At 62.5% G+C, this 11019-nt stretch carries 10 protein-coding genes; 7 read left to right on the top strand and 3 right to left on the bottom strand.

Annotation, left to right across the window (positions count from 1 at the left end; all coding sequences use genetic code 11):
* Positions 1–252: 252 nt before the first annotated feature.
* Genes PI87_RS24775 through PI87_RS28810 form a run of 3 tightly spaced genes read left to right on the top strand, consistent with a single transcriptional unit; the run spans position 253 to position 5581 of the window.
* Positions 253–2574 carry a putative Ig domain-containing protein gene (locus tag PI87_RS24775; protein ID WP_039600374.1) on the top strand — a complete coding sequence of 774 codons (2322 nt, stop codon included), beginning with the start codon at positions 253–255 and terminating at the stop codon, positions 2572–2574.
* Positions 2571–4361 carry a hypothetical protein gene (locus tag PI87_RS24770; RefSeq protein ID WP_039600373.1) on the top strand — a complete coding sequence of 597 codons (1791 nt, stop codon included), beginning with the start codon at positions 2571–2573 and terminating at the stop codon, positions 4359–4361. Before PI87_RS24775 ends, PI87_RS24770 begins: the two co-directional genes overlap by 4 nt.
* Before the next feature lie 47 nt (positions 4362–4408).
* A complete protein-coding gene (locus PI87_RS28810) occupies positions 4409–5581 on the top strand; it encodes an eCIS core domain-containing protein (protein ID WP_084210092.1) in 1173 nt (390 codons plus the stop codon).
* A 25-nt stretch (positions 5582–5606) separates the two neighbouring features.
* Here the strand turns inward: PI87_RS28810 and PI87_RS24760 are convergent, their stop codons facing one another.
* Both PI87_RS24760 and PI87_RS24755 read right to left on the bottom strand, forming a co-directional pair.
* Entirely contained in the window at positions 5607–6254 is a 648-nt protein-coding gene (locus tag PI87_RS24760; protein WP_039600372.1) for a response regulator, read from the bottom strand.
* Entirely contained in the window at positions 6251–6499 is a 249-nt protein-coding gene (locus PI87_RS24755; RefSeq protein ID WP_157003235.1) for a hypothetical protein, read from the bottom strand. Before PI87_RS24755 ends, PI87_RS24760 begins: the two co-directional genes overlap by 4 nt.
* 524 nt (positions 6500–7023) lie before the next feature.
* On the opposite strand from PI87_RS24755, the gene PI87_RS24750 reads away from it, so the two are divergent.
* A complete protein-coding gene (locus PI87_RS24750) occupies positions 7024–7896 on the top strand; it encodes a hypothetical protein (RefSeq protein ID WP_157003234.1) in 873 nt (290 codons plus the stop codon).
* Between the two features lie 103 nt (positions 7897–7999).
* Here the strand turns inward: PI87_RS24750 and PI87_RS24745 are convergent, their stop codons facing one another.
* Positions 8000–8959, bottom strand: coding sequence for a LysR family transcriptional regulator (locus PI87_RS24745; protein ID WP_039600369.1), 960 nt, complete (start codon positions 8957–8959; stop codon positions 8000–8002).
* Positions 8960–9062: 103 nt separating this feature from the next.
* On the opposite strand from PI87_RS24745, the gene PI87_RS24740 reads away from it, so the two are divergent.
* The 3 genes from PI87_RS24740 to PI87_RS24730 all read left to right on the top strand — a co-directional run bounded on the left by PI87_RS24740 (position 9063) and on the right by PI87_RS24730 (position 11018).
* Positions 9063–9437, top strand: a complete 375-nt coding sequence (locus PI87_RS24740; RefSeq protein WP_052321752.1) for a nuclear transport factor 2 family protein — start codon at positions 9063–9065, stop codon at positions 9435–9437.
* A gap of 207 nt (positions 9438–9644) precedes the next feature.
* Complete coding sequence (locus PI87_RS24735; protein ID WP_039600368.1) at positions 9645–10217, top strand: DUF4337 domain-containing protein; 573 nt, start codon at positions 9645–9647, stop codon at positions 10215–10217.
* Positions 10218–10307: 90 nt separating this feature from the next.
* A complete protein-coding gene (locus tag PI87_RS24730; protein WP_039600367.1) occupies positions 10308–11018 on the top strand; it encodes a hypothetical protein in 711 nt (236 codons plus the stop codon).
* The last annotated feature ends 1 nt before the right edge of the window (position 11019 follow it).

Genomic DNA, 11019 nt, shown 5'->3' with positions numbered 1-11019 from the left:
GCACCTGTTGCTTCCCCAGCAGCCTCGGCCGGCGCGGGCGCATCGGCCCCCACTGCGACTCCCGCAACTCCCGTAACTTCTGGCGCCACCGCTGCTTCAGCAGTTGTAGGAGCATCCGCCACTTCGGCAACTGCAGCCGCTGCCACCGCCCTTGGGGGGGGAGGTTCCGTCAAGGGTAAGCCGTCGCCGCTGGTTGCTGACACGCAGGCTTGCCACACGGTTGATACGGCACACGCCCGTGCCGGGGCCTGCATGCCGGTCAGCGATCCGCTGACGCTGCAGAAGACCACGGTGCCTACGTTGCCGAACGCGGTCGTCAACCAACCCTACCTGTACCGCTTCCAGGCAAGCGGCGGCCAGCCTCCTTACACGTTCGCGGAGATTGGTCGTGATCTGCCCGACGGGATCGCGCTGGGGCCGGATGGCAGCGTTACCGGGACTGCCGGCCAGCGGGGTCGCAAGACGTTCACGCTGGAGCTGCGCGACCAATCGGGTCAAGCGCTGCGTCAGCGCTTCGCGCTGAACGTGATCGAGCCGCGCGCATCGCAGAAGCCATCCGCCAAGCCGGCTTCCGCCCCCGCCGCACTAACGCCGATCGAGACGCTGCCGGTTGCCGCTGCGCAGACGCCTCTGGCCCAGCGCGGATTGATCACCACCTACACGCTCACCGACGACGTGCTGAAACTCATCCACCCGGCCGCAGCGGAGGCGGCGCCGGCCACGGACGCCGCCTCGGGCGTTCAGGCCAGTGCGGTGACGGTCGTTGATGCCCGCTCGACGCAGGCGGCGGTGGCCCAGCCCCAGGCTGCTGCCGGTTCTCAAGGCGATGCCCTTGACGAGCTGGACGATGCCGGCGCCACCCAGTTGGCGGCATTGCTGGAGCCACTCGTTGGTGTGGAATACCCCACCCGCGCGCTGTTCGCAGCGGCGCTCGACGCGCGGGTTTGCGCTTACGCGACTGCGCTGACCGACCGGGCGGCGGTGGATAGCAAGCAGGCCTCGCCCACGGCTGAGCAGTGGCGCGCACGCTGCACCGTTGCCTGGCAGGGGCCACCGCCGTCCAATCCTGCAACGCTGCCGGCGACCGCAAAGGTCAAGTGGCAAGACCTGCCGGTGACGCTGCTGCCAGTGCGCGTGCGCACGTGGCTGATCGACCAGGCTAGACAGGAGCGCGATGCGGAAGCGGGTAGCGCGCTCGGCTGGTCAGGCACCGGCTGCAATTGCCTGGTCGGCTCGGCGAGCGGGCTGGTCTTCGGCGTGGTGCCGAACTGGAGCGACCCGCAGAAGGGGCCGAAAGTCGATTTCAGTCTGTATGACCGGCTACTCATGTTTGCGCAGCCGTTCGACGACGATGGCAACGTCACGCCGCTGCAGCCTCAGGAGAGTCAGATCGAGTTCTTCCGCGCGGCGCGTCGCTTTGGTACCAAGATCGACCTGACGATCTACCGCAAGGATTGGCAATTCCTGCAGCGCTTGCCGGCGGATCACCAGCCCCGCATTGCTGCGCAGATTGCCAAGCAAGCGGTGCAGATGATCGACACACCGCTTGAATCGCTTGGCCAGCGCTGGCAAGACCGCGTGCCTGGTCTTACCGGCGACAAGCACCTGGGCCACGGCCTGACGCTGTACCTCGACAACCTGCCGGCTCCCGGTGATAGCGGCTATGCGGTCTTCGATGCATTCCGTCGGCAACTGCTCTCGGCGCTGATTGCCGAGCTTCGCCGTGGCGGGCGACCGTACACGCTCAACCTGATGATCAACGGCGGCGACTTGATCCCGGAGTTGCGCGAGGGCACTGCGGTCGGGCTGGGCAAGGACCAGGGCGTGGCGCAGAAGCAGACAAGCTGGACGATCGAGCGCCTGTTCGATCTGCTGGTGGAGGCCGAGGCCCCGCATTTCGAGGATGGCCGCATCACCTCCAGTGCGAGCGGATATCACAGCAATACCAACATCACGCTCAACTACGTGGTGCTGCTGCCGGAGCCCAGCAAGATCAACAAGAAGGTGCTGCGCGAGACCATTGAGCGTGTCGAGACCACGCCGGAGCTGCTGGGCACCAACCGCGCGCTCTTCCTGCGCCGCGTGCTGCCGCTGGTCTCCGTGGGCAGCGCCACGTCCAAGCAGTTTGCCGACGACATGGCCTATTTCACCGATAACTTTGGCGGCGTGGTGCTGTGGCCGCAGCCCGATGCAGACGCCGATCTGAGCAGCATGGTGGAGAAGACCGTGCGCAGCACCCTGCTGGTTGGCGAGCCCACGGAGAGCGCGCTGTGCAACTTCGCTTGCGACTGGCGTTGGCTGTTGCGCTTCGCGTTCGGACTGTTGCTCGGCGTTGCGCTCTTGTCGCTGTTGCTCTACCTGACGTCGTGCCGTATCCGCGCGCTCGGGCGGCCGTACCAGTTCTACCTGCTGCTGGTCGGTATCGCGCCACTTGTCATTGGCGGGTTGCTGTTGCGGTGCGATCCGGATATCGCCAATACGGGGCTCAGCCGGCAACTGCTGGTTGGTGTGTTGGTGGCGGTGATCTTGAGCTTGTTGTTTCCGTTGTTGAAGCCGAAGGCGGAGAGGCCATGAAGCACGGTATCCCGCAAGCCGTCCCTACTCGGGACGCCGCACAGACACAGCCACGATCGGAGGAGCCGGCGCACCGCAATCCGGACGGTACAGTGCAGAGACAGGTTGATGACAGTCCACGCCAACTGGCGCTCGGCGCGCGCTTGGCGACGTGGCGGGCTGTCAACGAGGAGGGGGCGCAGCGAGCCAGCTGGAACGGCAACGGGGGGGTGATTCAGGCGTATGCCAAAGAAGACATGCTCATTGCCAGGCTGCGGGGGCTGGATACGGTCCTGGGTGTGTATCGCGGGGACGCCATCAATAAATTGCAGCATTTGACCCAGGAGACGGAAGGCAGGCACTGGCTGAGAGCCGTATCGGCAATCTTGGCATTGCGCGAAACATACGGTATCGACGAATTCCCGCCGCCGCTGATCCACGACGATGCGCCGGAACTGGTGGGCGGCGCCCCGCCGCTGGAATCCCGTGCCATCGAGTCCTCCCCGCCGGAGAGCGAGTCCAGCCACCGGCGCATCCAGGCATCTGCCGAGGAAGATGCGCTCATTTCCAGATTGCGGGAGCTGGATGCCGTCCTACGTGCGCATCGCGGGATGGTTTTTGACGAATTGCAGGCATTGACCCGGGAGATGGAGGGCAAGAACTGGCTGAGGGCGGTAGCGGTCATCGTGGCATTGCGCGAAAAATACGGTATCGACCAGTTTCCGCCGCCGCTGATCCTCGGGGATGCGCCAGAACTGGTGGACGGCGCCCCGCTGCTGGAATCCCCGAACATTAAATTCCTACCCCGTCCTCTGCTCATGCCGCCGCCGGAGAGCGAGCCAGGCCACAGGCGTATCGAGCTGGGAGCGGGGCCAATGGATTCGGCCAGGGCTTTCTGGACGACGGAGCAGTACACGGCCTTCACGGAGTTTCGTTCCAGGGATGGACTCGAGAAGGACTATGGCGCGCATTTCAGTGGGAATCTTGCATCGACCGCTTCCGGGAATCCGAATCACAATGTCGTTGCGTTTGGCGTAGATGCCACCCAGCAGGCGCCGTTCAGCGATCTCCCACTCACCAGGAATTTACGCTTCACCAATCCGAACATCGGTCATCAGGATCTCTCGACAGCCCAGGACGTGTCGGAATCCGCTGAGGATGCGGACATGTCCGAGCATGTCCAAGGAGTGACCGGGCTAGGGCCGATCGCCGCGCTGATCGCGCAGGCGGAGGTGGAAGGAGAAACGGGCAACCTGATCTTCCGCTCCATGGGCATGACTTTCATCCTCAGTATGCAGAGATTCCATGAGTACATGCAGCACAAGGCGTCAGGCCTGACCAAGCCGAAGAAGGAAACGGAGCAATGGAGAACCGCCCGAGCGCATGCGGAATTGGGCTGGCGGACCACCGTCATCACCAGCACGATCAATTCGATCAGTACCTGCCGCAACGTGCTGATGATGCACCAGTTCATGCTCAATGCTCCAGGAAAGCTGATTCCAGGCCACGGGAGGGTCGAGATTATTGTTTCCACCCCCTACCTGAAGCGATGGCCGCTTCTGCGCATGGCCGAACACATGGGCTACAGGTATGAGTGCCGCGAGCACGATCTGGGATTCACAAACGTCAAAACACAGGCCAGCGAAGATGTGGGAGAGGAGCCGAAGAAGTCGATGCTTGTGTTGTACCCGCCATGGGGCGGAACGCTGAAGACCAGTAGCGTGCTGGCATGGATTCATGAGTACATGGCATACAGCCACGCTCAGCCAACCATGCTTGTCTTGGTCGATACACCGCCCGGCGTGTGAGCGTACGTCAGGCATAGCGGGTCTCGAGGCCAACTCAGGAGGCCATCATGAAAGTGCCAAAGCAAAAACGATCCCAAGCAGCGCCTGTGAGTCGAGCCGAACGCCAGCCGGCAGGCGACGCGCAACGCCGCGTGGACGAAGGTCCGCACCAGCGGGCCCAACGTGATCGGCTGGCGCAGTTGCAGGCAGATGGCAATCGCAATGGTCTGCCGGAATCGTTGAGAAGCGGCATTGAATCGCTGTCCGGTTTGGATATGAGCGATGTGCGCGTGCACCGCGATTCGGCTAGGCCGGCGCAGTTGCAGGCGCATGCGTATGCGCAGGGCAGCGACATTTACCTTGCGCCAGGGCAGGAGAAGCACTTGCCGCACGAGGCATGGCACGTGGTGCAGCAAAAGCAGGGGCGGGTCCGGCCGACGATGCGGCTGCCGGACGGCGCCGTGATGAACGACAGCGCGGCACTAGAGGGGGAAGCGGACAGCATGGGTTCGGCGGCGATTGTCGCAGGTCGGTATGCGCCGCCGGAGCCTGTGCGAGCGCAGGCTCCGGCGGCCACCGTAGCGCAAGGTGTTCTGTGGGTGATCACGGACAAGGAGAAAATGCCCGAGACAACGGAAAAGGACATCGAGCGCCTGAAGGGCGGCAGCGGGCTACCGGCATCGGATTTCGCCACCATGGAGCACAGTGGGCGCAGGAAGCACGCCAACGCTGCGGCAGAGACGATGCCGACCGACCAAGATCTCGATATCCATGTGCTGGCGCATGGTGGCCTGGAAGACAAGCCCTGGATCGGCGGTCTCTACCTCGAAGAGTTTGTCGACGCCTTGGTGAACAAGTATGGAGTGCAGAACATCGAGGGCCGGACCCTGTGGATGATGGTCTGCCACGTCGGAAACGCAATCGATGCGTTCATGAAACTTCTCGAGGGCAAGGGGTTGCAGAACGTCAGTGTCTTCATTCCGAAGGACTTCATGTATATCAGCAAGCAAGGGATTCCGCATGTCGCCGGGGAAGGTAGGTTCACCGACGTGAAGACAGTCAACAAGACGGTCGCGAAATACGATGCGAATCACAGCACGCTTGCCGTGGCGGGTTTCCAGCCGACTGGAGGTGGCTGGGAGGGCAGGAGGCTGGTGAGTGGGAGGGTCGAGCGCATTGGCAGCCTACACGTCGAAGAGGCGATAACCAACAAATTCGATCCGGAGGGGCTTGAAACGTAGATGCGACTAGGACCGGTGGCGCCCCCTACGAACTCAACCCCTCCCGAATCGCATACCGCGTCAGCTCCGCGATGCTACGAATCCCCAGTTTGCGGAACGTATTCTCGCGGTGGCTGGCGATGGTCTTGGCAGAGAGGAACAGCATGCCCGCGATGTCGTTTGTCGTGTGCCCTTCGGCAAAGAGCTGCGCGATCTGACGCTCGCGCGTGGTCAGTTGCGGCAGGCGGATGGTTTCGGCGGCAGCCGGGGCCGGTGCGCGGCTGGCGTGGATCACGGAGCCGATCAGCTCGCCGCTCAGGAAGATCTGGTTGGCCATGATGCGCCGGATGCCGCGCACCAGTTCTTCGTAGGGGTTCTCCTTGAGCACGTAGCCGGCCGCGCCAGCGTCCAGCGCGGCCATTACCTGCTGCAGACCGTCATTGACCGACAGGCACAGCAGCTTGCAGGGCATGGCCTCCGCGCTCAGGCGGCGGACGACCTCCAGGCCGTTCAAGATCGGCATCGCCATGTCGGTGATCACTACGTCAGGCTTTAGCGTGCGGGCGAGCTGCACCAGCTCCAAGCCATTCCTGGCCTGTGCCAGCACCTCCATGTCCGATTCGCGCTGCAGCAGCGCGATCAGGCCTTCTCGGACCATTGCGTGGTTGTCGCCGAGCACGATGCGGATTCTCATGGCCACTCCGCCTTTCCGGCGACGCGGATCGTGGCCGTGTGCCGCAGCGCCACGTCGCGTGTGTCGGCGCTGGTGCCTTGCACCGCGTCGAGCTGGAGCCGCGCAAATGCCAAGTGCTGCACCAAGCTGTCAGGCAACGTCTTGACAGGCGCTGCGGCGCCGGAGGGCGCCACGGTCTCCACGCGCGCCAACAGCCGGCGTCCGGCCAATGCCGGAACCCAGCTTTCCGCCCCATCGGTAGACATGATGTCTTGACCCCGATTACATCTGTATTTGTTGGTCTGTGCTCCACCGTCTTTCGTCGTGCCACGGTCCGAAGCTTCCGGTCCGATGGCGCTGACGGGACGGCGTATCCCATTCGCCCGGTGGCTCCCGCAAGCCGCCGGTCATCACCTGGGCCGGCAGGCTGCCGGGAGTGCGGCGTGCAGGCGGAGTGAGTTTTTCCGCAGTCTGACGCAGCCGGCCGATTCGCGCACTTAGCAATACTGAATTGTCTCTTTCGTAACATTTCAGACACAGTGTTGGCGCGGACGCGGGCGCCGCGATCGTCAAAACGGCCCACCGGTGGTGCCGATTCCCGAGCGGTGGGCGGCCGCCGTTTTTGTCAATGTGATGACATTGCGATGGCTCCTGGAATCGAGAGATGTGCCAGGGGTGCCAGATGGCAAAAATCGATCTGGATAAAACCGTTGCTGATGCTGCCCAGCCGCGGGCGTGCGATGTCAAACTACGGGATCACAAACCAATCAACGACGTACAAGTCCAGCTCATGTTGCGCACGCTCTCTTTCCGACTGGGACGCCTGACGCTCGGTGCCGCTGCATTGGCGGTGCTTTGCAATGGTCAATGGGCGGTTGCCGCCACACCCGCACCGGCCACCAGCGCTCGAAGCCTGCCGCCTGCTGGCACGACGTGGTGCTACAGCGCTGGCAACGACCAGGTGTCGCGACTGACCCTCAAACAGGTCCAGGACGGCATTGCGAGTTATGAGACCGGCTCGGCCGGTGCACCCGTGAAGATTGACGAGCAGGTCGGCACCTATACGACGCTCAACAGCGGTCGCCAGGGGCAGCGTAAGTTGCTGGCGTTTCCGCTGTCGCGGGGCAAGACGTGGTCAGACGCGTTTGATGAGGACCTGACATCCGAACTCGGCCCCGGTATGGCGTGGCAGTACCACTACAAAGCGCGTGCGTCGACCGAAGTGATCGGTACAGAGAAGCGGAAAGTCGGCGCAGGCACGTACGACACGATTGTGGTCATGCGCACCACGTCATGGATCAAGAGCAAGCCCCGCGCATTGGATGCGAAACTGAGCAGTCAGGAGTGCGATAAGCCTGAATGCACGGTGACGGGTAGCAGTAGGGAGGTGCTCTGGTATGCCCCGGCGATCGGCCGCGCGGTGCTGCGCGCCTATACGCAGAGCGGCTTTTTCGACTTCATGAGCGATCGTCCGTCCGATGCGTTGTTGGAGAACGCGAGCACGCTCGTGGTTGAGTTGGTCGGCTATGGCAATGACGCGACTTGCGCAGCGGCACATGCACCGCTGCTGGCACGACTTCCGTCGGCGCCGTGGTTCGGTTTCCCTATGCGGCCGAACAACACGTGGGAATTTCTGATGGCGCGGGATATCGCGAGGGAATAGGGGGTGGATTCGCTTTGGCAATGCAATCGGTGGCATCGGACTACGTCCACGACGATTGGCATATGAGGCGCTGTGGACGAATCGCCGATGCTTGCTTGATGTTCTAGAGAGCAGTTGGCGGCCGCAGGCACGCGCCACGATCCTCCGATTGGAGCCAAGGCATCATGCTGGCGACAAAGTCGATGAACGCTCTTACCTTGGCCGGAACGTGGTTTCGACTGGGGTAGTAGACGTAAAGCGGGAACGTCTCGTCAGACCAGTCCGTCAGAATCGGCTCCAGCGACCCTGCACGCAAGTGCGTGTCGATTCCGAGGTCGATCACCTGAGCGATCCCGTAGCCGGCAAGACAGGCCCCAATCTTGGTTCCCGCATCCGTGACGGTCAGGTTCCCCTTAACGGCCACCTTCACCTTGTCATTGCCGCGCCAGAACTCCCACTCGAAGGGCCTGCCGGTAGCCGGGTCGACGGCCTGGATGCATTCATGATCATCATCCACAAGATCCGTCGGCGAGCTGGGTCGGCCGCGTTGCTCCAGGTAGGACGGCGCGGCCACAGTCAGTATCCGCGGGCTGTATAGCCTGCGACAGATCAAGGTTGAATGGGATGGCGGTCCAAACCGTATGGCGAGATCAAATCCGTCGCTCACCAAATCCGAAAGATCGTTTCTCGTCTCCAGCTTCAGCTCAAGAGCCGGGTGGTCCTTGAGAAACTGCGCCAACTCCGGTGCCAACACAAGGCGGGCGAACACAGCATCGCATGCCACGCGGAGCGTTCCGCTGACGACTGCGTTCTGGTCCGAGGCTCCGACGGTCGCCTCTTCAATCCCCTGAAGTAACGGCAGCACCTTGGCCAATAGGTCATGTCCGGCTTCCGTGACTTCAACGTGCCGACTGGTGCGATGCACGAGCTTTGCACGTAGGCGGTCTTCCAATCGTTGAATAGCGCGACTCACCGCAGGCTGCGTCTTACCCAGGCGAGATGCGGCACGACCAAAGCTCTTGGATTCGGCGATGGCTGCAAGGACAAGCAGGCCGCCTACAAGGCCTCCATCGAGATCTTCCATGGTCTATGTGTTCCTGTAATGGAAGCGATAACCGATTCGCAGTAGCTGAGCGCAGATGGGCCGCTCATTATATGAGCCGTTCAACTATTGAGGAACGCCAGCAATGACCCAGACCCAAGCCGTAGTCGCTTTGATTGAAAACTATTTCAATTTGGCTTATGAGCCGAAGAGCCGTGACTTCGATCAGGTTTTCCACCCGAGTTGTCTTGTCCAGTGGCTTCATGAAGGCCAACTGCAAACCCTGTCGTCGCCGGAGTATGCGGCGCTTATCCATGGGAGGCCGAGTCCTCTATCTACTGGCGCGCCCAGAGATGAGGCGATCCTCTCCATGGAGAACATCTCAGACTGCCTTTCAACAGCAACGGTGCGGGTGCGGATTGGAAAGAAACTCTTCAATGATCACTTCATCCTGCATAAGGTGGAGGGCAGCTGGCTGATCGTAACCAAGGCATCCTGCATCGTGCATACGTTCGACTGAAGAGGGCGATAGATGCGCAACGCCAGGGATGTCAAAGACGCCGTGATCTGTGGCACCTCGATTTAAATCGCATCAGCGCGGGGAAGGGCATCCCATGCCGTTGGATACGTGCACTGGCGGGCGTTGCGTTTCTCTGTAAGTCCATGCATTGTGAGACCCGCGCCTGACGGGGCGCATGACCACACAAAATGAAGACGGGGAGCCACAATGTCCGAAGGATTTCACGTGCATGGCGCACATGACCACGTGCTGGAGCACGCCGCAGAAACCGGCCACGCAGACAGCTTTGCCGGCCGCATCGCTGTCATGACGGCCATTCTGTCGACGGCCGGCGCCATTTTCGGCTACCAGGGCGGCGCCACGCAAAACGAAGCGCTGCTCGCCAAGAATGAGGCGGCCATCCACAAGACGGAAGCGGCCAACCGCTGGGCCTACTACCAGGCCAAGGGCCAGAAGCAGGCGATTGCCGAGCTGACCGCACAGCTGCCCGGCGCCGACCAGGCCGCTGGCAAGCGCGAAGCCCAGCGTTACGCCACCGAGAAAGAAGATATCCGCCGCCAGGCCGAAGATCAGGAACGCCAGGCCAAGGAAGCCGATGCTGCCAGTGAGCGTGCCGTGCACCACCATCACCGCTGGGCGCAGGCGGTGGTGGCCATGCAGGTGTCGATTGCGCTGGCGGCCATCACGCTGCTGTCGCGTCGGCGCTGGCTGCAGGTGATTTCGTACGGTGTGGGTGCGGTAGGTGGCGTCCTGGCTGTGTTGGCGGTGCTGCATATCTGAACCGATGCGGTTGCGCCGTCATATGTGCTGCCGCCAGAATGACGCCCGTGCAGGAGGCACCCTGCCTCCCCGAACCAGGACAAGAACACCATGACACTCGGAATGTGGGCGCGGCGCGCAGTGACAGTTCTGTGCTTGTCGGTCAGCGCTCTGGCCGTGGCAGCCGGTCCGGCAGTTGAGCCGGGCGACTACGTTTACGTTGAAGGCGGTAGCGCCCACGGCGCAATGTCAGTCAAAGGCAACCGTTTCAACATCGAAACCATGGGCGCGAACTGCCATACCTGCGCGGTCAGTGGCACGTTCAAGGGTCGCACTGGTGTGGCCGATGCATGCCGTATCGCCGTATCGGATGGCAACGGCGTGCTCAAGCTCGATACGTCTGCCACGCAGGATGCCTGCCGTGATTTCTGCGGTATGCGCGCCATGTTCGACGGCGAGTACCGCAGCCCGCCGGCGGCGTGTACCGATCGCCAGCGTACGGTCCGCATCGGGCAAGCGCACAAGCAGTACGCCGCCAAGGACTATGACGGCGCCCGTACAACGCTGCGTGCGCTGCTCTCCGAGTGCGACACCTTCATGGACTGGATTGAGCGCGACAAGGCGCGTAGTGACCTGGCCGTGACGGAGTACCACCGAGGCGACAACGCGCAATGCCTGGCGGCGTTGTCCGATACCGTTGCCGTGCGCATGCAGGGCGACAGTTCAAGCTTCCTGCCGCCGTGCGATGCCGACAACTACGCGTCCACCAGCAAGGCCATCCTCTACAACCAGGGGCTGTGCAAGGCGCCGGCCAAGCACTGAG

Source organism: Ralstonia sp. A12, assembly GCF_000801955.1.
Taxonomy (GTDB): Bacteria; Pseudomonadota; Gammaproteobacteria; order Burkholderiales; family Burkholderiaceae; genus Ralstonia.
Note: the sequence above shows the minus strand (reverse complement) of the source record. Positions and strands in the feature narration are given on the sequence as shown.

Coding starts and splice junctions, on each gene's coding strand:
- PI87_RS24775 (WP_039600374.1), top strand. CDS start 253: ATGCCGGTCAGCGATCCGCTGACGCTGCAGAAGACCACGGTGCCTACG.
- PI87_RS24760 (WP_039600372.1), bottom strand. CDS start 6,254: ATGAGAATCCGCATCGTGCTCGGCGACAACCACGCAATGGTCCGAGAA.
- PI87_RS24740 (WP_052321752.1), top strand. CDS start 9,063: ATGACCCAGACCCAAGCCGTAGTCGCTTTGATTGAAAACTATTTCAAT.
- PI87_RS24770 (WP_039600373.1), top strand. CDS start 2,571: ATGAAGCACGGTATCCCGCAAGCCGTCCCTACTCGGGACGCCGCACAG.
- PI87_RS24745 (WP_039600369.1), bottom strand. CDS start 8,959: ATGGAAGATCTCGATGGAGGCCTTGTAGGCGGCCTGCTTGTCCTTGCA.
- PI87_RS24735 (WP_039600368.1), top strand. CDS start 9,645: ATGTCCGAAGGATTTCACGTGCATGGCGCACATGACCACGTGCTGGAG.
- PI87_RS24730 (WP_039600367.1), top strand. CDS start 10,308: ATGACACTCGGAATGTGGGCGCGGCGCGCAGTGACAGTTCTGTGCTTG.
- PI87_RS24750 (WP_157003234.1), top strand. CDS start 7,024: ATGTTGCGCACGCTCTCTTTCCGACTGGGACGCCTGACGCTCGGTGCC.
- PI87_RS28810 (WP_084210092.1), top strand. CDS start 4,409: ATGAAAGTGCCAAAGCAAAAACGATCCCAAGCAGCGCCTGTGAGTCGA.
- PI87_RS24755 (WP_157003235.1), bottom strand. CDS start 6,499: ATGTCTACCGATGGGGCGGAAAGCTGGGTTCCGGCATTGGCCGGACGC.